This is a genomic window from Plantactinospora sp. CNZ321, from assembly GCF_004217235.1.
Map to the genome: position 1 here is coordinate 1,237,132 of NZ_SHKQ01000001.1, position 24,210 is coordinate 1,261,341.

At 68.7% G+C, this 24,210-nt stretch carries 13 protein-coding genes and 3 rRNA genes; 3 read left to right on the plus strand and 13 right to left on the minus strand.

Annotated features, from left to right (window positions below; all coding sequences use genetic code 11):
• Positions 1-96 precede the first annotated feature (96 nt).
• Positions 97-2,085 carry a TIGR03960 family B12-binding radical SAM protein gene (locus tag EV371_RS05405; RefSeq protein WP_130461079.1) on the minus strand — a complete coding sequence of 663 codons (1,989 nt, stop codon included), beginning with the start codon at positions 2,083-2,085 and terminating at the stop codon, positions 97-99.
• A 233-nt stretch (positions 2,086-2,318) separates the two neighbouring features.
• Between EV371_RS05405 and EV371_RS34105 the strand changes: the two genes are divergently transcribed.
• Entirely contained in the window at positions 2,319-4,121 is a 1,803-nt protein-coding gene (locus tag EV371_RS34105) for a hypothetical protein (RefSeq protein ID WP_486484489.1), read from the plus strand.
• Between the two features lie 63 nt (positions 4,122-4,184).
• Here the strand turns inward: EV371_RS34105 and EV371_RS05415 are convergent, their stop codons facing one another.
• The 3 genes from EV371_RS05415 to ndk form a co-directional block, all read right to left on the minus strand.
• Positions 4,185-4,871, minus strand: a complete 687-nt coding sequence (locus tag EV371_RS05415) for a lysophospholipid acyltransferase family protein (RefSeq protein WP_130461080.1) — start codon at positions 4,869-4,871, stop codon at positions 4,185-4,187.
• Positions 4,872-5,038: 167 nt separating this feature from the next.
• The gene (gene ileS, locus EV371_RS05420; protein WP_130461081.1) at positions 5,039-8,284 is read right to left on the minus strand and encodes an isoleucine--tRNA ligase; all 3,246 of its coding nucleotides are present in this window, start codon (positions 8,282-8,284) and stop codon (positions 5,039-5,041) included.
• Positions 8,285-8,584: 300 nt separating this feature from the next.
• Complete coding sequence (ndk, locus tag EV371_RS05425; RefSeq protein ID WP_130461082.1) at positions 8,585-9,010, minus strand: nucleoside-diphosphate kinase; 426 nt, start codon at positions 9,008-9,010, stop codon at positions 8,585-8,587.
• Between the two features lie 192 nt (positions 9,011-9,202).
• On the opposite strand from ndk, the gene EV371_RS05430 reads away from it, so the two are divergent.
• Positions 9,203-10,909 carry a VOC family protein gene (locus tag EV371_RS05430; protein WP_486484490.1) on the plus strand — a complete coding sequence of 569 codons (1,707 nt, stop codon included), beginning with the start codon at positions 9,203-9,205 and terminating at the stop codon, positions 10,907-10,909.
• A gap of 28 nt (positions 10,910-10,937) precedes the next feature.
• On the opposite strand, the gene EV371_RS05435 is transcribed toward EV371_RS05430, so the two are convergent.
• From EV371_RS05435 to EV371_RS05445, 3 genes are all read right to left on the minus strand, one after another.
• Positions 10,938-11,390: a DUF4233 domain-containing protein gene (locus EV371_RS05435; protein ID WP_130461083.1), complete on the minus strand. Its 453-nt coding sequence runs from the start codon at positions 11,388-11,390 to the stop codon at positions 10,938-10,940.
• Positions 11,387-12,658, minus strand: coding sequence for a glutamate ligase domain-containing protein (locus tag EV371_RS05440; protein ID WP_130465681.1), 1,272 nt, complete (start codon positions 12,656-12,658; stop codon positions 11,387-11,389). The genes EV371_RS05435 and EV371_RS05440 overlap by 4 nt, the downstream gene beginning before the upstream one ends.
• A 118-nt stretch (positions 12,659-12,776) precedes the next feature.
• Complete coding sequence (locus EV371_RS05445; RefSeq protein WP_130461084.1) at positions 12,777-15,419, minus strand: valine--tRNA ligase; 2,643 nt, start codon at positions 15,417-15,419, stop codon at positions 12,777-12,779.
• Positions 15,420-15,488: 69 nt separating this feature from the next.
• On the opposite strand from EV371_RS05445, the gene EV371_RS05450 reads away from it, so the two are divergent.
• Positions 15,489-16,361, plus strand: a complete 873-nt coding sequence (locus EV371_RS05450; protein ID WP_130461085.1) for a hypothetical protein — start codon at positions 15,489-15,491, stop codon at positions 16,359-16,361.
• A gap of 134 nt (positions 16,362-16,495) precedes the next feature.
• Here EV371_RS05450 and rrf read toward each other — a convergent pair.
• From rrf to EV371_RS05480, 6 genes are all read right to left on the minus strand, one after another.
• Positions 16,496-16,612 (minus strand): 5S ribosomal RNA (gene rrf, locus EV371_RS05455).
• A 104-nt stretch (positions 16,613-16,716) separates the two neighbouring features.
• Positions 16,717-19,832, minus strand: a 23S ribosomal RNA gene (locus EV371_RS05460).
• 357 nt (positions 19,833-20,189) lie between these two features.
• Positions 20,190-21,705: ribosomal RNA gene (locus EV371_RS05465) — 16S ribosomal RNA — on the minus strand.
• Together the 16S, 23S and 5S rRNA genes form the textbook arrangement of a ribosomal RNA operon.
• A 564-nt stretch (positions 21,706-22,269) precedes the next feature.
• Entirely contained in the window at positions 22,270-22,884 is a 615-nt protein-coding gene (locus EV371_RS05470) for a TetR/AcrR family transcriptional regulator C-terminal domain-containing protein (protein WP_130461086.1), read from the minus strand.
• Entirely contained in the window at positions 22,827-23,312 is a 486-nt protein-coding gene (locus tag EV371_RS05475; protein ID WP_130461087.1) for a hypothetical protein, read from the minus strand. The genes EV371_RS05470 and EV371_RS05475 overlap by 58 nt, the downstream gene beginning before the upstream one ends.
• Before the next feature lie 199 nt (positions 23,313-23,511).
• Positions 23,512-24,150, minus strand: a complete 639-nt coding sequence (locus EV371_RS05480; protein ID WP_130461088.1) for a DUF305 domain-containing protein — start codon at positions 24,148-24,150, stop codon at positions 23,512-23,514.
• Positions 24,151-24,210 lie beyond the last annotated feature (60 nt).

A 24,210-nucleotide genomic window follows, 5' to 3' on the forward strand; every position in this document is an offset into this window, starting at 1 on the left:
CCGGCTGTGGTTTCCTGCTGATCGTGCCGCTCCTCGGGTACGGATGGTCGGTTGGGCCGTTCCCCCGGTCGGGACGCGCCGGGACAACGGGCGAGGTCAGTGCCCGGCGCCGGCCGGCATCCGCAGGCCGGTGTTGACCGGCGTCAGCGGCAGCAGCTTCTGGCCGGTCGGGCCGATCTGGATCTCGGTGTCCATGGACGGGCAGACGCCGCAGTCGAAGCACGGGGTCCAGCGGCAGTCGTCCTGCTCGTACTCGGTGAGAGCGTCCTGCCAGTCCTGCCAGAGCCAGTCCTTGTCCAGCCCGGAGTCGAGGTGGTCCCAGGGCAGCACCTCGGTCTGCTCCCGCTCCCGAACCGTGTACCAGTCGAGGTCCACCCCGAAGGCCGGCAGCACCTCGGCGGCGGCGTCGACCCAGCGCTGGTAGGAGAAGTGCTCGCTCCAGCCGTCGAACCGGCCGCCGTTCTCCCAGACCCGCCTGATCACCGCGCTGACCCGGCGGTCACCCCGGCTGAGCAGGCCCTCGATCAGCGACGGCTCGCCGTCGTGGTAGCGGTAACCGATCGCCCGGCCGAGCGACCGGTCGGAGTTGATCGCCTGCTTGAGCAGCTTGAGCCGGTTGTCGATCACCTCGGGCCGCTCCATCGGGGCCCACTGGAACGGGGTGTGCGGCTTGGGCACGAACCCCCCGATCGACACGGTGCAGCGGATGTCCTTGGAGCCGGTGGCCGCCCGACCAGCCTTGATCACCTCATGTGCGAGCCGGGCGATCTGGAGGACGTCGGCGTCCTCCTCGGTCGGCAACCCGCACATGAAGTAGAGCTTCACCTGCCGCCAGCCGTTGGTGTACGCGGTGACCACGGTGCGGATGAGGTCCTCCTCCGACACCATCTTGTTGATCACCTTGCGGATCCGCTCCGAGCCGCCCTCCGGGGCGAAGGTCAGCCCGGTACGCCGGCCGTTGCGGGACAGCTCCTGGGCCAGCTCGATGTTGAAGGCGTCGACCCGGGTGGACGGCAGCGACAGCGAGACGTTGGTGCCCTCGTACTGCTGGGCCAGGCCGGAGCACATGTCGCCGATCTCCGAGTGGTCGGCCGACGACAGCGACAGCAGCCCGACCTCGGAGAAGCCGGAGTATTCCAGACCGTCCTGCACCATCTGGCCGACCGTGGTGATGGAGCGTTCCCGGACCGGTCGGGTGATCATGCCTGCCTGGCAGAACCGGCAGCCCCGGGTGCAACCCCGGAAGATCTCCACCGCGTACCGCTCGTGCACGGTCTCGGCGAGCGGCACGATCGGCTTCTTCGGGTACGGCCAGGCGTCCAGGTCCATCGTCGTGCGCTTGTGTACCCGGAACGGCACGTCCGCCCGGTTCGGCACGACCCGCTGGATCCGACCGTCGGGCAGGTAGTCGACGTCGTAGAAGCGCGGCACGTAGACGCTCTCGGTCCGGGCCAGCCGGAGCAGCAGTTCGTCCCGCCCGCCGGGGCTGCCCTCCGCCTTCCACTCCCGGACGATCTCGGTGATCTCCAGGACGGCTTCCTCGCCGTCGCCGAGCACCGCCGCGTCGATGAAGTCGGCGATCGGCTCCGGGTTGAACGCGGCGTGCCCGCCGGCCACCACCACCGGGTGCGCGTCGGTGCGGTCGGCGGAGAGTAGCGGGATGCCGGCCAGGTCGATCGCGGTGAGCAGGTTGGTGTAGCCGAGTTCGGTGGCGAACGAGATCCCGAACAGGTCGAACGCGCCGACCGGCCGGTGCGCCTCGACGGTGAACTGGGGCACCCCCTCGGCCCGCATCAGCCGCTCCAGGTCCGGCCAGACCGCGTAGGTCCGCTCGGCCAGCACGTCCGGCAGCTCGTTGAGTACCTCGTAGAGGATCTGCACCCCCTGGTTCGGCAGACCCACCTCGTACGCGTCCGGATACATCAGCGCCCAACGGACGACCGCCGACTCCCAGTCCTTCACCACCGCGCCGAGCTCGCCGCCGACGTACTGGATCGGCTTGCTGACCTGGGGCAGCAACTGCTCGAGCTGCGGCCAGACCGTCAGCGCCGCTGACCTTTCCGCGGCGGACGACGCGGCGCTCATGGAACCTCCCGGGACACTCCGTTGGGACACCAATCATCCAGAGTACGCGTCACGCCCGCACCCCGGTTCGATGGACCCCGCACCGCTGCCGGGGAGGTTTTCGCCGGAACGTCCCCCAGTGCTCGCTCGGCCGGATTTCCCCGCCGCCGAGACATCCTCGTACGATCCGGCGCGGAAGGACCGGTTGGTCGGGCGGTACTAACCTCGAACCGGCGCGAGAGGAGACCCGCACAATGCCGCAGCCTCAGCCGGAGGAGACCGCACCGGCGGGCCGAGCCACGCCGCCCGGGCCACCCCCGGCCGAGGACTCGGCGACGGTGGCGACCGGCGACCGGCACGCCAGGACCGGCGCCCGGCAGGACAGTCGAGCCGACCAACAGAAGGGTCGAGCCGACGACGAGCAGAACCGCCACGCCGACCAACAGAACGGTCCAGCCGACCACGAGCAGAACCGCCAGGCCGACGACGAGCAGGACCATCGAGCCGACGGAGGCGCGCCCCAGGCCGCCGTCGGAGGTGAGACGCCTGCGGCGGAAGAGCCACCGGCGGCCGCCACCGAACGGGACGGAGCGGACGAACGGCACGTGATCGAGGAGGATGCGCCGACCCGCCGTACCCCGACGCCGGACGCGACTCGGGGCGAGCGCCCCGATGAGCGCCGGTCGGGGCAGCCGGTCGACGCCACCCGGATCGACCAGCCCGCCGAGGCCGCCACCGACTCGGGTCCGGCCGAAGCCGGTACGCCGCCACTCGACGACGAGGAGCCGGCCCCGACCCGGGTGGCCGCGCCGCGCTGGACCGGCTCGGCGGCCGTACCACCGCCCCGGCCGCGCAAGCGTCGCTGGTTCCGGGGCGATGCCGAGGACGGCGGGCTTCCGGCGGCGCCGACGGCTCACACCCACCCGGCCGATCCGACCCTGCGGATGCCGGACGTCGAGGCGGACGAGGACGAGATCCCGACCCCGGTCGACCCGTGGGCCGGTGCCGCCGACGACCCGTGGGACACGTACCCACCGTTCGGTGGCCATCCGGGCGCGGCGCCGCATCCACCGATCGATGACCATCCGGGCGCGGCGCCGCATCCACCGTTCGGCTCCGACGCGCCGGTCAGCCCGCCGCCGGCCCGGCAGTTGCCGGTGACCCGGCGCTTTCCCGCGCCGACCGGTCCGCCGTCAGCACATCCAGGGTCGCCCCCGCACCAGGCGTCGCCCCCGCACCAGGCGTCGCCCCCGCACCAGGCGTCGCCCCCGCACGCGGCGGCACCACCACCGGCGGCACCACCACCGCCGGTACCGGCACCGCCGGCGACCTGGGGCCCTCGACCGCCGGCCGCGCCCGCGCCCCGGAAGCAGCCCCTCGGCCCGCCCCGACCGGTGAAACAGCGGCGCCAGCCGGAGGCGCCGCCCGCCCCGCCCCCGCTCCGTCCGGTACGCCGCCGACGGCGCTGGCCCCGGGTGATGTTCATGATGACCCTGCTGAGCATCGCCTGCTGCTGCGGAATCCCGGCGTACTACGTCAAGCCGATCTGGGACCAGTACCCGGCATCACCGGCGGATCCCCTGCCGAGCGAGGTACTCGACCTGCGGCTGCTCGACAACGCGTCCGGCCGAAAGACCGCCGAACGGTTGAAGCAGGAGGTCCGGGCCCGCAACTGGTTCACCGGCGAGGCGTTCGCCGGGGTCTACCGCGCCTCGAACGGCAAGGTGGTGACCATCTTCGGCAGCACCGGCTTCCAGTTCAGTCCGGAGTCGGTGGTGCAGGACGAGGTCACCCGGCTCAAGGACGAGTACGCGGCCACCTCGGTCGAGTCGGTGCCGACCGGCGTACGCGGCGAGTACCGCAGCTGCGGCACGGGCAGGGCCGACGGTGACGAGGTGGTGGTCTGCACCTGGGCGGATTACGGAAGCTCCGGCACGGCGCTGTTCACCCGCCTGTCGATAGCGGACAGCTCCGAACTGCTCAGCACGCTGCGGGACAGCATCGTCGTGCGGGAGCCGGTCGGCTCGAACAGCGGCAGCGCCAGCAGTACCGGCTGAGCGGGCGACCGGCCGCCGGAGGCCGGTCGGGCGCGCCGCGCACGGACGGGAGCGGACGGGCGTCTACGAGCCGCCGTTCTCGGCCGCGTTGCGGGCCGGCGCGTACCGGGGCACGTACTCCTGTCCGGTCAGCTTCTGGATCTCCGCCATGATCTCGTCGGTGATCTGCCGCAGCGAGGTCCGGTCCGCCGGGCGGCCGACGAAGTCCATCGGCTTGCCGAACCGGACGATCACCTTGCCGGTGCCGAGCCGGGGCAGCCGGGCGCCGATCGGCTGGACGCGTTCGGTGCCGATCATCCCGACCGGGATCACCGGCACCTCGGCGGCGAGCGCCAGCCGGGCCACCCCGGTACGTCCCCGGTAGAGCCGGCCGTCCGGTGACCGGGTGCCCTCCGGGTAGATCGCGACCAGGTCACCGGCGCGCAACACCGGGATCGCCCCGTCGAACGCCGACAGTGCGGCCCGGCCGCCGGACCGTTCGACCCGGATCGCGCCGAGCCCGCTGATCACCGACCGGGTGAACCAGCCGCGCAGCCCGGTACCGGTGAAGTACTCGGCCTTGGCCCAGAAGGCGAGGTGCCGGGGCACCACCGAGCCGAGGAACAACTCGTCCGCGACCGAGAGGTGGTTGCCGGCGAAGATCGCACCGCCGGTCGCGGGCACGTTCTCCAGGCCCTCGACGGTCGGACGCCAGGCGACCCGCATCGCGGTGCCGACGGTGTACTGACCGATGGTGTAGAGCAGCGGCACGGGACCTCCGGCGGTCAGGGTAGTGGGGCGCTGTCACGTTAACCGACGGCCGACCGGTCCGCGTAGGTGCCCGTCTCGATCACCTGCCCGGACCGGTCGGGCGGAACTTCTGGTAGATGCCCCTGCTGGTCCACTTGTCGCTGACCCGCCGGACGTCCCGGGACTGCTCAGCGGCGCCGTACCGTCACCGTCACCCGCTCGCCGTCGCCAACCTCCCCGGCGAAGCCGTCGACCTGCTCCGCGAGGTCGACGGAGCCACCCTGGGAGTCGGCCTGGTCGGCGAAGCCGATCGAGTCGGCCAGCACCTCCCGGGCCACGAAGTCCCGGTACGCCTCGACCGCCGAGGTGACCTCGGCCGGAGCGGCGAGCAGCACCTCGATCCGGTCCGACACGTCGAGGCCGGCGTTCCGGCGGGCCTGCTGCACCACCCGTACGACGTCCCGGGCCAGGCCCTCGGCGGCGAGTTCCGGGGTGACGGTGGTGTCCAGCACCACCACGCCCTCCCCGCCGGGCAGCGGCGCGGAGTGCTCGGGGTCGGCGGGAACCAGCTTCAGCTCGTACTCGCCCGGCTCCAGCCGCACCCCGGCCGCCTCCGGTACCCCGTCCACCAGCGTCCAGTCGCCGGACTTGACCGCCTTGATCACGGCCTGCACCTGCTTGCCGACCCGGGGGCCGAGCGCCCGGGGCACCACGGTCAGCACCTGGTCGCAGTGGCTGGCCAGCTCGTCGGTGACGGTGACCGCCTTGACGTTCACCTCGTCGGCGAGCAGGTCGGCGAAGGGCCGCAGGGTCTCCGCCACCGGGCTGGCCACGGTCAGCGACGGCAGCGGCAGCCGGACCCGCAGGCCCTTCGCCTTGCGCAGCGACAGCGCCGCCGAGGCGACCGCCCGGGTGGCGTCCATCGCGGCGACCAGCCCGGGGTCGGCCGGGAGCTCGGCGGCCTCCGGCCAGTCGGTCAGGTGCACCGACCGCTCTCCGGTCAGCCCGCGCCAGACCTCCTCGGCGGTCAGCGGTGCCAGCGGCGCCAGCACCCGGCTCACCGTCTCCAGCACCGTGTAGAGGGTGTCGAAGGCGTCCCGGTCGCCGAGCCAGAACCGGTCCCGGGAGCGCCGGACGTACCAGTTGGTCAGCGCGTCCAGGAAGGACCGGACCGTGCCGCAGGCGCCGGAAATGTCGTAGACGTCGAGCTGTGCCTGCACCGTCTCGACCAGCTCCCGGGTCTTGGCCAGCACGTACCGGTCGAGCAGGTTCGCCGCGGCTCCGCCGTCGCCGGCCGGCCCGGTGTCGGTCCGCCGCCTGGCCTCGTAGCCCTCCGCGTTCGCGTAGAGCGAGAAGAAGTACCAGACGTTCCAGTACGGCAGCAGCACCTGGCGTACCGAGTCCCGGATCGTCGTCTCGCTGACCACCACGTCGCCGCCGCGCAGCACCGGCGAGGCCATCAGCGTCCAGCGCATCGCGTCCGAGCCGTAGCTGTCGAACATCTCGTAGACGTCCGGATAGTTGCGCAGGCTCTTGGACATCTTGCGCCCGTCCGAGCCGAGCACGATGCCGTGCACCACGGCGTTGCGGAACGCCGGCCGGTCGAAGAGCGCGGTCGCCAGGACGTGCATGGTGTAGAACCAGCCCCGCACCTGCGGGACGTACTCCACGATGAAGTCCCCCGGGTAGTGGTGCTCGAACCACTCCCGGTTCTCGAACGGGTAGTGCACCTGGGCGAACGGCATCGACCCGGACTCGAACCAGCAGTCCAACACCTCCGGCACCCGGCGCATCATGGAGCGTCCGGTGGGATCGTCCGGATTGGGCCGGGTCAGCTCGTCGATCATCGGCCGGTGCAGGTCGGTGACCTTCACCCCGCCGTTCTCACCGCTTCGGGTCGCAAGCTCCCCGAAGTCGGCCTCCAGCTCGGCGAGCGAGCCGTAGACGTCGACCCGCGGGTACTGCGGGTCGTCGGACTTCCAGACCGGGATCGGCGAGCCCCAGAACCGGTTACGGCTGATCGACCAGTCCCGGGCGTTCGCCAGCCACTTGCCGAACGAGCCGTCCCGGACATGTCCCGGCGTCCAGTTGATCTGCTGGTTCAGCTCCAGCATCCGGTCCTTGACCTTGGTGACGGCCACGAACCAGGAGGAGACCGCCTTGTAGACCAGCGGCGTGTCGCAGCGCCAGCAGTGCGGGTACGGGTGGGTGTAGGTGTCCTGCCGGAGCACCACCCCGCGCTCCTTCAGCTCCCGGATCACCGACTTGTTCACGTCGAAGACCTGTTCGCCCTGGTAGGGCGGCACCAGCGCGGTGAACCGGGTGTGGTCGTCCACCGTCACCACGGTCGGGATGCCGGCCGCGTTGCAGGCCTTCTGGTCGTCCTCGCCGAAGGCCGGGGCCAGGTGCACCACCCCGGTACCGTCCTCGGTGGTGACGAACTCCGCACCGAGCACCTGGTACGCGTTCGGCCCGCCCTGGCTGACCAGGAAGTCGTAGAGCGGGGTGTAGCGGCGCCCGACCAGGTCCCGGCCGTAGACGGTGCCGACCTGGGTGTAGCCGTCCAGCTCCTTCGCGTACGCCCCGAGCCGGGCGGCGCCGACGACGTGCCGCTGGCCGTCCCGCTCCAGTACCGCGTACTCGATGTCCGGGCCGACCGCGAGCGCCAGGTTGGACGGCAGGGTCCACGGCGTGGTGGTCCAGACCCCGACCCGGACCGGCCCGCGCAGCGGCTCCGGCGCGGACTCGTCCGGGGTCAGCTCGAACCAGACCGTCAGGGTCGGGTCGTGCCGGTCCCGGTAGACGTCGTCCATCCGGGTCTCGGTGTTCGACAGCGGGGTCTCGCAGCGCCAGCAGTACGCCAGCACGCTGAACCCCTCGTAGACCAGCCCCTTGTCGTGGAGCTGGCGGAACGCCCACATGACGCTCTCCATGTAGCTGAGGTCGAGCGTCTTGTAGTCGTTGCCGAAGTCGACCCACCGGGCCTGCCGGTTGACGTACCGCTCCCAGTCCCGGGTGTAGGCCAGCACCGAGGTCCGGCAGGCGTCGTTGAACCGCCCCACGCCGAGGTCGAGGATCTCCGCCTTGGTGGTGATCCCGAGCTGTTTCTCCGCCTCCACCTCGGCCGGCAGGCCGTGGCAGTCCCAGCCGAAGCGCCGCTCGACCCGCCGGCCGCGCATCGTCTGGTACCTCGGCACCAGGTCCTTGACGTAGCCGGTCAGCAGGTGGCCGTAGTGCGGCAGGCCGTTGGCGAACGGCGGACCGTCGTAGAAGACGTACTCGTTGGCGCCGTTCGGGCCGGGGTCGCGGGCCTCGACGCTGGCCTCGAAGGTCTTGTCGGCCGCCCAGTGGTCGAGCACGCGCTGCTCGACCGCCGGCAGCTCGGGGCTGGCCGGCACGCCCGTGCCGGCGGGGGCGTTCTTCGGGTAGGCCATCGCGGGTCGCTCTCCTCGTCGCAGCTCACTGACCGTGGTCTGCGAGGACGAGCCCCTGGTACGCCGGAGACCGGCGCGGCCGTGGGCCCGCGGTACCACCCCGCTTGGCGGTCGGGATCGACCACCCGCTCGTTGGCCGGCTGTGACGGGCCGGTCCCGTCCGGTTCTACTGGGGTGTTTCCACCTGTTCTTCCGGAGGCTCGCCGGTGATGGCCGGGTCGACGCCTGTACCGGTCAACGATACTCGAACCCATCCGGCGGCCCCACTCGATATCCCAGCCGCGACGTCCCCGCCGACCGTCAGGCCAGCTCGGGGAACCAGAGCGCGATCTCCCGGCGGGCGGTTTCGGCCGAGTCGGCCGCGTGCACCAGGTTCTCCCGGGACGAGCGGGCCAGGTCGCCCCGGATCGTGCCCGGGACCGCCCGGCGCCCGTCGGTCGCACCGACCAGGCCGCGGACCATCTCGACGACTCCGGAGCCGGAGAGCACCAGCGCGACCAGCGGTCCGGAGGTCATGAACGCCCGCAGCGCCGGATAGTACGGCTCCGCCACGTGCTCGGCGTAGTGCAGCTCGGCGAGCCGGTCGTCCATCCGGCGCAGCACCATCGCGTCGATGCCGAGGCCCTTGCGCTCGAACCGGCCGAGGATCTCGCTGACCAGCCGGCGCCGCACCGCGTCCGGCTTGATCAACACGAGGGTACGCTCGGCGGAACCGCTGCTGGCCACGAACACCCCTCGGTACGTCCGGAAACTGGCACCGTCAGCGTATGGCGGCCCGCACCCGGCCGCGGTGTGAAGGTCGGCACGTTCGGCCAGGTCAGCGCCGACGATCCGGCGACGAAGACCGCACACCCGCCGCGAGGTCGTTCCATTCCCGCCGGATCGGGCCTAGCCTGGCCTTAACCAGGGAGGTCCACTGTGGCAGATGGTCGTCGCCGCCAGGTCGCGCCGGTGCGCAAGCTGGTCGCCGCTGTGCTGGGCACCTTCGCCACCTTCGTCGTCCTGTTCGGCTTCGGGATGCGCAGTTGGGCGATCGCCGTACTCGGGGTGGCCCTGCTCGCCCTGGCGATCGCGCTCGTGGCGGTCACCGCCGTACGCAGCGGCCCCCGGGCCTGGGTGACCGGCATCGGGCACGTGCACAGCGTCACCGAACCACCCGCCTCGTCGACCTTCGGCCGGTGTGAACTCCAGATCGTGATCGACGCGCCGGGGGTGCCGGGCCGTTCGGTGCGGATCCGCGACCCCCGGGTGCCGGTGTCGAAGTGGCCGGACCCCGGCGCCACCCTGCCGATCATGGTGGCCGTCGACGACCAGCGGCACGTCCGGATCCTCTGGGACGAGGTGCTGACCCACGCCGAGGCGGCGGCGAGCGGCGACCTGCCACCGGAGTTCCACCTCGACCCGGTCGACGACGACATCCTGATCGAGCAGGAGGCGCCGCCGTGGGCTCGGGGTGGGCGGGACGACCCGTACGGCACCGATCCGTCCGGCGGCGCGCCGGTCGGCGACGAGCTGACCGAGGACGACCTCGCCACGCTCCGGGACGACCCGGAGCGGCTCCATGACAACCCGGAACGGCTCCGGAACGACCCGGAACGGCTCCATGACAACCCGGAACGGCTCCGGAACGACCCGGAACGGCTCCATGACAACCCGGAACGGCTCCGGAACGACCCGGAACGGCTCCATGACGAGCCCGAACGGCTTCGGGACGACCGCGGTACGGCCCGGGAGGAGCCGGTGGTGATGCGGCAGACCCCCGGCGGAACCATCGTGCTGGAGGGGACCCTGGTCGACCCACCGTCCACCGCGCCGCTACCCCGCCGTTCCCGCCCCACCTCCGGTCCGGGCGGCCGGAACCGCCGGCCCCGGCCGGGTCCGACGGCGGCCACGGCGCCGGTCTCGGACCCACCACCGGCGCCACGCCCACCGGAGCCGGACGAGCCGGAACGGGAGACACCCGAACCGGCACCGGGGACCCCGGAACAGGCCGGCGCCGGAGGCGAGGCCGACGCTGCGCCGGCGGGCCCCGGCCGGTCGGCCACCACCGCCGGCGGCACCGACCCGGCCGACACCTGGCACGACGAGATCGACATCCCGCTCGACGACCCGGCCCCGGAGCTCGCGACGGGCCTCGACCCACGAGCTGGCGCGGCCTCGCCCGAGGATGTCGCGGCCACCTCGGACGACGAGGCGATCCTGGCCGACCTGACCGCCACCCAACCACCCGCCCGGCTCGGCGAGTCCGGGCCGATCGCCGGGGTCGGGATCACCCTGCTGGTCGCCGACCTCGAACGGTCGATCGCGTTCTACCGGGACCTACTCGGCTTCTTCGAGATCGACGGCGGCGAGGGCAGCGCCGTCCTCGCCTCCGGCGCGACCCGGCTGGTCCTGCGGGCGATCCGGGAGGTGGCACCGATCAACCGACGGCTGGTCCACCTCAACCTGGAAGTGAACGACGTGACCGCGTTCTACGAGGAACTCCTCGGCAAGGGCGTCAAGTTCACCTACGCCCCCCGGGCGGTCAACCGGGGCGCCAAACTCGAACTCTGGGCCGCCGCGTTCCGGGATCCGGACGGGCACGGGATCGCGCTCACCCAGTGGCGGCACCGGGCAACCGGCTGAGTCGCCGCACCGGGTGCCGGGGTGGCTGTCAGCCGCTGCCGAGGATGACCCGCCGGACGTGCAACACGTACGCCCAGACCGCTGCGAAGATCAACCCCAGTGCGCCGAGTGACCAGTGCAGGAGTCCGGAGAGCAGCAACAGGCCCTGCAGGACGGTGCCGGCGTGCCAGGCCCACGGCCGGCGCAGGAGGCCGGCCAGGACGACCGCCCCTACGGCGAGCCCGACGACCACCCCGATCGCGGTGCCGCCGAGTCCGCCGCCGAGCAGCCGGATCGGCTGGATCGCCAGCAGCAGCACGAGCGCCTCGACGCTCAGCGTCAGGGCGCCCAGACCACGTACCGCCCGGTCCGGGTCGCGCAGGCCGGAGGGCCGGCCGCCGGGCGTACCCGTCGGTTCCCCGACCGGGCCGGACGGCTCCGCGGGCCGGGCTGCCGGTCCGATCCGCCCGGCCGGCTCCGCCGCCTCGTCCGGGGCACTCATCGCTTCAACAGCCGTCGCGCGTCGGCCACCGTGACCACCGAACCGGTGACCAGCACACCCACCCCGCTCAGCTCCCCCTGCACGTCGGACTCGGCCAGCGCCACGGCGGCCTCGATCGCGTCCGGCAGTTCCGGCGCCACCTCGACCCGGTCCGGGCCGAAGACCTCGACGGCGAGGTCGCCGAGTTCGGCGGCGGGCATCGCCCGGGGCGAGCTGTTCCGGGTGACCACGACCGCGTCGACCACGGGTTCGAGCAGTTCAAGCAGGCTTGGCGCGTCCTTGTCCTCCAGTACGCCGACCAGCGCGATCAGCCGGCTGAACGCGAACTCCTCCTGGAGTGCGGTGACGGTGGCGGCCATGCCCTGCGGGTTGTGCGCCCCGTCCAGCAGGATCGTCGGGGCGGACCTGACCCGCTCCAGCCGGCCGGGTGAGTCGGCGGTGGCGAAGCCCTGCCGGACGGTCTCGACGTCGAGCTGGCGGGACGCGCCCGCGCCGAGGAACGCCTCGACGGCGGCGAGGGCGAGCCCGGCGTTCTGCGCCTGGTGCGCCCCGTGCAGGGGTACGAAGACGTTGTCGTAGACGCCGCCGAGACCCTGCAACGACAGCACCTGGCCGCCGACCGCCATGGTCCGGCGCAGTACGCCGAACTCGCCGCCCTCCCGGGCGATGGTGGCGCCGACCTCGGCACAGCGTTCCAGGATCGGCTCGGCGGCCTCCTCCGGCTGCACCGCCGAGATCACTGTCGCGCCCTTGTGGATGATGCCCGACTTGGCCAGCGCGATGTCTGCGATGGTGTCGCCGAGCCACTCCGTGTGGTCGAGCCCGATCGGGGTGAGCACGGCGATCCCGGCGCTCAGTACGTTCGTGGAGTCCTCCGCCCCGCCGAGCCCGACCTCGACCACCGCCACGTCGACCGGGGCGTCGGCGAAGGCGGCGAAGGCGAGTGCCGTCGTCATGTCGAAGTACGTCAGCGGCTCGTCGGCACGCTCGTCGACCAGCCGGGCCAGCGGCGCCACCTCGCGGTAGACCGAGACGAAGCGTTCCTCGCTGATCGGCTCGCCGTCCAGGCTGATCCGCTCCCGCACGGTCTCCAGGTGCGGGCTGGTGTACCGGCCGGTGTGCAGCCCGAAGGCCCGGAGCAGCGAGTCGATCATCCGCGCCGTCGACGTCTTGCCGTTGGTGCCGGTCAGGTGGATCGCCGGGTACGCCCGCTGCGGGCTGCCGAGCACGTCGAGGAGCCCCTCGATTCGCCCCAGGTCGAAGACCATCCGGGTATAGCCACGGCCGGCCAGTTCCGCCTCGACCTTGGCAAACTCGGCCGCCCGCTCCGCGCGCTCACTCACCGCGTCCCTCGTTCCCGCACCCACGCCCCGCCCTGTCTCACGGTCAGCCCAACGCTGCCAGGGCGCTGGCGATCCGCTCCAGGTCCGCCTCGGCCGCCGCCAGCCGATGCCTGATCTTGTCGACCACCGGCGCCGGCGCCTTGTCGAGGAAGGCCTGGTTGTCGAGCTTCGCTCGGGCCTGGCCGATCTCCTTCTCCGCCGCGGCCCGGTCCTTGGTCAGCCGGGCCCGCTCGGCGGCGACGTCGATCGACCCCCGGGTATCCAGGGCCACCGTCACCGCGCCGGAGACCGCGAGGGTGGCACTGGCCCGGAAGTCCGGCGTCACATCGTCCAGCCGGACCAGGGAGCGGATCAACGGCTCGTGCGCGGCGATGTCGGCCCGGTCGAGCCCGTCGAGCCGGGCCGCCACCCGCTGGGCCGGCCGCAGTCCCTGGTCGGAGCGGAAGCGGCGGATCTCGGTGACCACCCGCTGGAGTTCGGTCACCTCCCGCTCCGCCGCCTCGTCGCGCAGCTCGGGTGCGGCGGCCGGCCAGGCGGCGGTCATCACCGACGCGCCGGCCCGGTCGGCTCCGGTGTTCCCGGCGCCGGCCAGCGCGATCCAGAGTTCGTCGGTGACGAACGGCACCACCGGGTGCAGCAGCCGCAGCAACCGGTCGAGCACGTGTCCGAGTACCCGGCGGGTGACCTCGGCCGGCTCGCCACCGGCGGCCAGCACCGGCTTGGCCAGCTCGACGTACCAGTCGCAGACGTCGTCCCAGGCGAAGTGGTAGAGCACGTCGCAGACCTTGGCGAACTCGTACGCCTCGAACTGCTCGTCCACCTCGGCGGTGACCTGCTGCAACCGGGACAGGATCCAGCGGTCCACGGTCGAGAGCCGGGCCGGCTCCGGCAGGTCCCCTGCCACGTGGGCGCCGTTCATCAGGGCGAATCGGGTGGCGTTCCAGAGCTTGTTGCAGAAGTTGCGGGAACCCTGGCACCACTCGTCGCTGACCGGCACGTCCTGACCGGGGTTGGCGCCCCGGGCCAGGGTGAACCGGGTGGCGTCGGCGCCGTACCGCTCGATCCAGTCCAGCGGGTCGACCACGTTGCCGAAGGACTTCGACATCTTCTTGCCGAACTGGTCGCGCACCATGCCGTGCAGCGCGATCACGTCGAACGGCTGCCGGCCCTCCATCGCGTACAGGCCGAACATCATCATCCGGGCGACCCAGAAGAAGAGGATGTCGTAGCCGGTGACCAGGACGCTGGTCGGATAGAACTTCGCCAGGTCGGGGGTGGACTCCGGCCAGCCGAGCGTGGAGAAGGGCCAGAGCGCGCTGGAGAACCAGGTGTCCAGCACGTCGACGTCCTGGTGCCAGCCCTCCCCGACCGGCGGCTCCTCGTCCGGGCCGACGCAGCGCACCTCGCCGTCCGGGCCGTACCAGACCGGGATCCGGTGCCCCCACCAGAGCTGCCGGGAGATGCACCAGTCGTGCATGTTGTCGACCCAGCCGAAGTACCGCTTGGCCATGTCGGCGGGTTCGATCCGGACCCGGCCGTCCCGCACCGCGTCGCCGGCCGCCCGGGCCAGCGGTCCGGTGTTGACGAACCACTGCAACGACAGCCGCGGTTCCACCGTCGTACGACACCGCGAGCAGTGTCCCACCGCGTGCGTGTACGGCCGCTTCTCCGCGACGATCCGACCCTGCTCGCGCAGTGCGGCGACGATCGCCGGCCGGGCCTCGAACCGGTCCAGCCCCTCGAACGGACCGGGCGCGGTGATGACGCCCCGCTCGTCCATCACCGTCAGGGTCGGCAGGTCGTGCCGCTGGCCGATCTCGAAGTCGTTCGGGTCGTGCGCCGGGGTCACCTTGACCATGCCGGTGCCGAAGCTCGGGTCGACGTGCTCGTCACCGACGATCGGTATCCGACGCCCGGTCAACGGCAGCTCGACCTCGGTGCCGATCAGGTGCCGGTACCGCTCGTCGTCCGGGTGCACCGCGACCCCGGTGTCCCCGAGCATGGTCTCGGCCCGGGTGGTCGCGACCACCACGTCGTCGCTGTACCGGATCGAGACGAGTTCGCCGTCGTCGTCGGTGTGCTCCACCTCGATGTCGGACAGGGCGGTGAGGCAGCGCGGGCACCAGTTGATGATCCGCTCCGCGCGGTAGATCAGGCCGTCGTCGTAGAGCTTCTTGAAGATCGTCTGTACCGCCCGGGACAGCCCGTCGTCCATGGTGAAGCGCTCGCGATCCCAGTCCACGGAATCGCCGAGCCGGCGCATCTGGCCGAGGATCTTGCCGCCCGATTCGGCCTTCCACTGCCAGACCCGTTCGACGAACTTCTCCCGGCCCAGGTCGTGCCGGGACAGCCCCTCCTCGGCGAGCTGGCGCTCGACGAGGTTCTGGGTGGCGATGCCGGCGTGGTCCATGCCGGGCAGCCAGAGCGCCTCGTAGCCCTGCATCCGGCGACGTCGGACGAGCGCGTCCATCAGGGTGTGCTCGAAGGCGTGGCCCATGTGCAGCGAGCCGGTGACGTTCGGTGGTGGGATGACAATGGTGAACGGGGGCTTGTCGCTGTCGGCCGAGGCCCGGAAATGCCCGGCCGCTACCCACTCCTCGTACCGCCGACCTTCTACCTCGCCCGGCTGGTACTGGGCGGAAAGGGTCGGGGCCGGGGCGCGGTTCGCATCCAGAGTCTCGGTCACCCTCGAAGTCTACGAGCCTCGGCGCCGGGCCCGTCGTGCGCCACCTCCCGGTCGCGTACGGTGGCGGCTATGTCCGATGCCCGCCGCTCCGATCGGCATGACACGGCCGACACCGAGGCCGGAAAGACCACGCCGGAACCGACCGTGCCGGCCCAGTCCCGGCAGGCCACGGCCGAGTCCGGCGCTATCCAGATCACGTCGGAGCCGATCGTGCTGCACCAGCGAGCGGGCCGGGACGCCGACGCGGTCGACATCACCCCGGCGCTCAACGCCGAGCACAATGCCGGGGGCGCCGAGCCCAACAGCGCAGCCGGGGAGCCCGGTGCCGCAGGCGGCGGCGAAGCCGTGCGGTCGGCTTCTCCTGGCCCGGCCGGCAGGCGCTCGTCCCGGCGCCGCAAGGTCGTCCTCGGGGCGGTGCTCGCCGTCGCTGTCGCCGGGGTTGCCGCGCTGGGCAGCGTCAGCCTGCGGATCGTGCAGCAGAAGGATGCCACGCTCGCCACGCCGGTCGAGGTGGCCGGTCTCACCCGGGACGAGAGCCAGGGCGCCCAGGCGACCATCGAGTACCTGCGGACCGCCGTCAACGCTGAGATCAACTTCGCCGAAAGCTACGGCGTCGCGTACGCCGACCCGGCCGGCCCGGACCGCAGCGTCCTGCTCTTCGGCGGTACGACCCTCGTCTGGCAACCCGAGCGGGATCTGGACCGGCTGTTCGAGCTGGCGTCGGAGGAGAACAGTCCGGTCGCCGACATCCGCGAGGTCGACGCGGGTTCGCTCGGCGGGATCATGAAGTGCGGGACCGCCCCGATCGACGGCGGCGAGCTCGTCTTCTGCGGCTGGGCCGACCACGGCAGTATCGCGATGGGCATGTTCGCGGGCCGTTCGATCGACGAGTCCGCCCGGCTGCTCCGCCAGATCCGGAACGCCGTACAGAGCCGGGACTGACCCGCCGCTGCGGATTGGTTGGGGGGTGGTCGGGGCCGTGGGAACCGGCCAACCCCCTTTTACCCGGTCCGTTGCTTGTCCCGAGAAACACGAGTGGCGCCACCCGCATCGGGTGGCGCCACTTCGTGGATGATGTCCGGCGGTGTCTTACTCTCCCACACCCTCCCGAGTGCAGTACCATCAGCGCTGGAAGGCTTAGCTTCCGGGTTCGGAATGTAACCGGGCGTTTCCCTTCCGCCATAACCGCCGTAACCCTATCAACAACACAAACAACAACCCCCGACCCACACACGCGGGGGAACCAACTCTTGTTGTTCGTTTGCTGTGAATCACACAGTGGACGCGTAGCAGCTTTGTAGTCAAGTCCTCGGCTTATTAGTACCGGTCAACTGAACCAGTTACCTGGCTTACATCTCCGGCCTATCAACCCAGTCGTCTCACTGGGAGCCTTACCCCCTAATAGGGGTGGGATACCTCATCTTGAAGCAGGCTTCCCGCTTAGATGCTTTCAGCGGTTATCCCTCCCGAACGTAGCCAACCAGCCGTGCCCCTGGCGGGACAACTGGCACACCAGAGGTTCGTCCGTCCCGGTCCTCTCGTACTAGGGACAGCCCTTCTCAAGTATCCTACGCGCACGGCGGATAGGGACCGAACTGTCTCACGACGTTCTAAACCCAGCTCGCGTACCGCTTTAATGGGCGAACAGCCCAACCCTTGGGACCTGCTACAGCCCCAGGATGCGACGAGCCGACATCGAGGTGCCAAACCATCCCGTCGATATGGACTCTTGGGGAAGATCAGCCTGTTATCCCCGGGGTACCTTTTATCCGTTGAGCGACACCGCTTCCACACGCAAGTGCCGGATCACTAGTCCCGACTTTCGTCCCTGCTCGACCCGTCAGTCTCACAGTCAAGCTCCCTTATACACTTACACTCAACACCTGATTGCCAACCAGGCTGAGGGAACCTTTGGGCGCCTCCGTTACCATTTAGGAGGCAACCGCCCCAGTTAAACTACCCACCAGACACTGTCCCTGAACCCGATAAGGGCCCGAAGTTAGATACCCGAACCAACCAGAGTGGTATTTCAAGATTGCCTCCACCCATACTGGCGTATAGGCTTCACCGGCTCCCACCTATCCTACACAAGCTAATTCAAGCACCAATGTCAAGCTATAGTAAAGGTCCCGGGGTCTTTCCGTCCTGCCGCGCGTAACGAGCATCTTTACTCGTACTGCAATTTCGCCGGGCCTGTGGTTGAGACAGTGGGGAAGTCGTTACGCCATTCGTGCAGGTCGGAACTTACCCGACAAGGAATTTCGCTACCTTAGGATGGTTATAGTTACCACCGCCGTTTACTGGCGCTTAAGTTCTCAGCTTCGCCCCCCGAAAGGAGCTAACCGGTCCCCTTAACGTTCCAGCACCGGGCAGGCGTCAGTCCATATACATCGAATTACTTCTTCGCATGGACCTGTGTTTTTAGTAAACAGTCGCTTCCCCCTGCTCTCTGCGGCCATACCACGCTCCACAAGCGTGTTGCTTCACGTGTCCGGCCCCCCTTCTCCCTAAGTTACGGGGGCAATTTGCCGAGTTCCTTAACCACAGTTCACCCGATCGCCTCGGTATTCTCTACCTGACCACCTGTGTCGGTTTAGGGTACGGGCCGCTCGGAACTCGCTAGAGGCTTTTCTCGGCAGCATAGGATCACTGACTTCACCTGAATCGGCTCGGCATCACGTCTCACCCACACGCACCACGGATTTACCTATGGCACGGGCTACACGCTTACCCCGGCACAACCACCGGCCGGGCTCAGCTACCTTCCTGCGTCACCCCATCGCTTGACTACTACCCGCCAGGTTCCCACGCTCCCCCACCTCAACCCGAAGGTCTTGGCAGGTTCGGGTGGTTAGCACAACGAGGTTCATCACGGGCGCTCCTACACGGGTACGGGAATATCAACCCGTTATCCATCGACTACGCCTCTCGGCCTCGCCTTAGGCCCCGACTCACCCAGGGCGGATTAACCTGGCCCTGGAACCCTTGGTCATCCGGCGGAAGGGTTTCTCACCCTTCTTTCGCTACTCATGCCTGCATTCTCACTCGTGCCGCGTCCACAACTCGATCACTCGGCTGCTTCACCCCCGGCACGACGCTCCCCTACCCACCCACACACCTGCACGACAATCCAAAGACCATCGCGAAGTCAATGTGTGAATGCCACAGCTTCGGCGGTGTACTTGAGCCCCGCTACATTGTCGGCGCGGAACCACTTGACCAGTGAGCTATTACGCACTCTTTAAAGGATGGCTGCTTCTAAGCCAACCTCCTGGTTGTCTATGCGACCCCACATCCTTTTCCACTTAGCACACGCTTAGGGGCCTTAGCTGGCGATCTGGGCTGTTTCCCTCTCGACTACGAAGCTTATCCCCCGCAGTCTCACTGCCGCGCTCTCACTTACCGGCATTCGGAGTTTAGCTGATTTCAGTAACCTTGTAGGGCCCCTAGACCATCCAGTGCTCTACCTCCGGCAAGAAACACACGACGCTGCACCTAAATGCATTTCGGGGAGAACCAGCTATCACGGAGTTTGATTGGCCTTTCACCCCTAACCACAGGTCATCCCCCAACTTTTCAACGTTGGTGGGTTCGGCCCTCCACGCGGTCTTACCCACGCTTCAGCCTGCCCATGGCTAGATCACCCCGCTTCGGGTCTAGAACACGCGACTACACGCCCTATTCAGACTCGCTTTCGCTACGGCTACCCCACACAGGTTAACCTCGCCACATGCCACTAACTCGCAGGCTCATTCTTCAAAAGGCACGCCGTCACCCCAAAAAGAGGCTCCGACGGATTGTAGGCGAACGGTTTCAGGTACTATTTCACTCCCCTCCCGGGGTACTTTTCACCATTCCCTCACGGTACTCGTCCGCTATCGGTCACCAGGAAGTATTTAGGCTTACCAGGTGGTCCTGGCAGATTCACGGCAGATTTCAGGAGTCCGCCGCTACTCGGGAACACCCACAAGGAAGACCAGATGCTTTCACCTACCGGACTATCACCGCCTACGGTTGGCTTTTCCACACCATTCAGCTAACACCTGGCTTTATCACTCCCCACACGAGTGTCAGCTCGTGTCATGAGGTCCCACAACCCCGACCACGCAACCCCTGACAGGTATCACACGCAACCGGTTTAGCCTCAATCCGCTTTCGCTCGCCACTACTCACGGAATCACTATTGTTTTCTCTTCCTACGGGTACTGAGATGTTTCACTTCCCCGCGTTCCCTCCACACACCCTATGAATTCAGGTGCAGGTGACACCACATGACTGGTGCCAGGTTACCCCATTCGGACACCCTGGGATCACAGCTCGGTTGACAGCTCCCCCAGGCCTATCGCGGCCTCCCACGTCCTTCATCGGCTCCTGGTGCCAAGGCATCCACCGTCCGCCCTTGACAACTTGACCACAAAGATGCTCGCGTCCACTGTGCAATTCTCAACAAACGACCAACCCACCACCCACACCCCACACCAGCAACCCCACCCCCCACAAAAGAGGCAGAACCCGGTATGCGAGGCCAAGCGTGCCTGGCAGAGACAACAACCCACAGGTTGTTCCCTCAGGACCCAACAGGATGCTCTACACCCACCACCAGCCGCACCAACCCGACCTTCCACACCCCCACACAGGGGACCGTACTCGCCGAAAATTGGCCGCTGCCAGCCGTGAACTCACCAGTGTCTCCGCCAATCGAGCACCCCGCCACCACACAAACGGATGACACGGGCTCCTACCCGACCTTCGCCAGGAGGCGCTCCTTAGAAAGGAGGTGATCCAGCCGCACCTTCCGGTACGGCTACCTTGTTACGACTTCGTCCCAATCGCCAGCCCCACCTTCGACCACTCCCCCCCTCACGGGTTAGGCCATGGGCTTCGGGTGTTGCCGACTTTCGTGACGTGACGGGCGGTGTGTACAAGGCCCGGGAACGTATTCACCGCAGCGTTGCTGATCTGCGATTACTAGCGACTCCGACTTCACGGGGTCGAGTTGCAGACCCCGATCCGAACTGAGACCGGCTTTTTGGGATTCGCTCCACCTCACGGTATCGCAGCCCATTGTACCGGCCATTGTAGCATGCGTGAAGCCCTGGACATAAGGGGCATGATGACTTGACGTCATCCCCACCTTCCTCCGAGTTGACCCCGGCAGTCTTCGATGAGTCCCCACCATAACGTGCTGGCAACATCGAACAAGGGTTGCGCTCGTTGCGGGACTTAACCCAACATCTCACGACACGAGCTGACGACAGCCATGCACCACCTGTGACCGCCCCCGAAGGACCCCACATCTCTGCAGGTTTTGCGGCCATGTCAAACCCAGGTAAGGTTCTTCGCGTTGCATCGAATTAATCCGCATGCTCCGCCGCTTGTGCGGGCCCCCGTCAATTCCTTTGAGTTTTAGCCTTGCGGCCGTACTCCCCAGGCGGGGCGCTTAATGCGTTAGCTGCGGCACAGAGAACCGGAGAGGCCCCCCACACCTAGCGCCCAACGTTTACAGCGTGGACTACCAGGGTATCTAATCCTGTTCGCTCCCCACGCTTTCGCTCCTCAGCGTCAGTATCGGCCCAGAGACCCGCCTTCGCCACCGGTGTTCCTCCTGATATCTGCGCATTTCACCGCTACACCAGGAATTCCAGTCTCCCCTACCGAACTCTAGCCTGCCCGTATCGGCTGCAAGCCCACAGTTGAGCCGTGGGTTTTCACAGTCGACGCGACAAGCCGCCTACGAGCTCTTTACGCCCAATAAATCCGGACAACGCTCGCGCCCTACGTCTTACCGCGGCTGCTGGCACGTAGTTGGCCGGCGCTTCTTCTGCAGGTACCGTCACAAACGCTTCGTCCCTGCTGAAAGAGGTTTACAACCCGAAGGCCGTCATCCCTCACGCGGCGTCGCTGCATCAGGCTTCCGCCCATTGTGCAATATTCCCCACTGCTGCCTCCCGTAGGAGTCTGGGCCGTGTCTCAGTCCCAGTGTGGCCGGTCGCCCTCTCAGGCCGGCTACCCGTCATCGCCTTGGTAGGCCATCACCCCACCAACAAGCTGATAGGCCGCGAGCCCATCCCAAGCCGAAAAACTTTCCACCCACCCCCATGCGGAGACAGGTCATATCCGGTATTAGCCCCCGTTTCCGAGGGTTATCCCAAAGCCTGAGGCAGGTTACTCACGTGTTACTCACCCGTTCGCCGCTCGAGTACCCCGAAGGGCCTTTCCGCTCGACTTGCATGTGTTAAGCACGCCGCCAGCGTTCGTCCTGAGCCAGGATCAAACTCTCCAACAAAAACCAAACGGAAAATCCAAACCCCGGCAACAAAAAACACTTGCTGCCAAACAAAACTTGGCACTGGCTTATCAAGCACCCTGTTGAGTTCTCAAAGAACAACCACACACCAAAACACGAACCCCACACCAGAGGCCCGCCCTTCGGGGCAACCACTCACACCCGCCGTTACCGCCGGGCGCTTGTTGTACCTTACCCGACTGTTTCCGCCTCGTCAAACCGGTGTCTCCCGGTTTGTCATGCTTCATCCAGCCGTCGTGCACCCGCACGGGCGCGACGGGCTACCGCCGCAATCGTCCGGGTTTGGCAGGCCGGCCGCTGTGGTGTTGCTCCGCAGTCTTGCCCGGTGCCCTGCCGGGAGAGAAAGTTACACGGCCGGGCCGGTAACGCCAAATCGGGGTGCGGCGCCCGCAGGATTGTCGACCGAATTCCGGAATATCCGAATGCCGACCGACTGGCTCGATGGCGAGTTGAGCTGCTGCTGGAGTACGCGGGCCGGGGCCGGGGCCGGGCCGTGCCTCGCCGAACCACACCTCCGGCTCCCGGCGTCCGCCGACATCCCGGTCAGCGGCCGAAGCGAGCGGCGAACCCGGCGACCATCGCGGTCAGTCCGGCAACGAACCAGCTCTGGTAGTAGTCGGCGGCCTCCGAGGTCTCGGGCCGCGCTGCCGGGCTGCCGGGCGGGGCGCCGACCTGGGCCAGCGCATGCCCGAGTACGAACACCGCCACCGACTGCACGGCGGTCAGCGCGTCGGTCCGGGACAGCGCGGCCGCGGCGAACCGGTCGAGTACGCCACCCATCAGCCGCAGGCCCACGTCGATGTCCATCGGATGGGTGGCCAGCAGGGGTACCGCGCGTGGGTGGGCCAGCAGCGTGCGGCGATAGGCCGTACCGAACCGGGTGAGTGCCTCGGACCAGGAGTCCCCGGGGTCCAGTTCGGTGAACGCCTCGGCCGCCAGGTGGTCGACCACGGCGGCGAGTACGGCGTCCCGGTTGGCCAGGTGCCGATAGAGCGACATCGCCGCGACTCCCAGCTCGGCACCGAGCCGGCGCATGGTGAGCGCGTCGAGTCCGTCGGTGTCGATAACCCGCAGAGCCGCGGCGACGATGTCCTCGCGGGTCAACTGGGGCGGGCGACCGCCGCGGCCGGCACGTCGGCGCTCGGGTGTCGTGGCCATGCCCTCATGGTGACGACCACGCAGGCGGCGAGCATCACCAGGGTGAGCAGTCCGACGACGGTGTGCTGGAGGTCGATGACCACGTCGTGCCCGGCGGTCGGCAGGAACCTGAGGGTGTCGGCGTAGTACTCCTGGAACTCCGCCCGCTGTGCCGGTGTGGCGCCGGCGAGGTAGGGCAGCCACCAGGAGGCCAGGTGCCCCCCGAGGCAGAGCAGGCTCAGCACGACCGCGACAAGGTGCGACCAGCGCCGGCCGACGGCGACGGCCCCGGCGATCAGCAGCGGTACCGGGTAGTTGGCGGCGGCCGCGAGCGCCCGGTCCCCGGCGCTGATCGCGGGGAGATCGTTCAACGGGTACATCGGAACCCAGTCGATGAGTACGAGCCAGCCGAGCCAGACCAGCGGAGCGATGACGGCGAACTTCCGCATGATGACCACCTCACTTTGCTTACGCCGTAAGCTTACGCCGTAAGCAAAGTAGCTCCGGCAGGCTCCACCTGTCAATCACGATGATTCGCGGCTCAATCACGATGATTCGCGGCGACGGCGGCCACGAGTGGACGACGGTACGGAGTGGGCGACGGTACGGAGTGGGCGACGGCTACGAGCGGCTGTCGGCACGGGGCGCCTACTGGTCGAGTCGCGCCAGGTACGCCCTGCCGGTCCGGACCACGGCGCCGGCCAGGACGGTGGTGGTCGGCTCGGCGCCCGACCGCTGCTCGGCATCCGCGACCCGAACCGACTGTTCGAGGTGCGCGCGCAGATGCCGCCCGAAGAGCCGGTGGAACTCGACCCCGGTCGCCGCGCCCAGCGCCGCCAGATCGGCGTCGGTCACCATCCCAGGCATGTCGTGTCCCGCGTGCGGGTTGGTCCTCGGCGCACCGGAACGGTCCAGGAGCGCCCGGAACCGGTCGATGTCGGCGCGGTGACCCTCCCGGATCTCGGCGGCCAGTCGGCGTACCGCCGGGTCGGTGCTCCGGGTCGGCACCAACTCCAGCACTGGCAGCACCCGTTCGTGCAGGGCGACCGCGAGTTGCAGCCAGGCGATGTCGGTGCCGTTGAACGGGCCGGAAAGGCCGGACACGCTGGGTGCGCCGGACGGGCCGGGCGTACCCGCGGGGCCGCTGGGCCGACCGGCGACGGCTGGTGGCACACCGGTGGGCGTACCCGGAACGGACGCCGGTGCGGGGGCCGAGCCGGCGCAGCCGCCGGCCAGCAGGACCGCGACGAGCAGCGCCGCCGACCCGACGGTACCGCGCCAGATCATCCCCTGGACTCCTTCTCCGGTCGCTGTCGCGCGGGTGGGCCCGGCCTCGGGCGGGCCCAC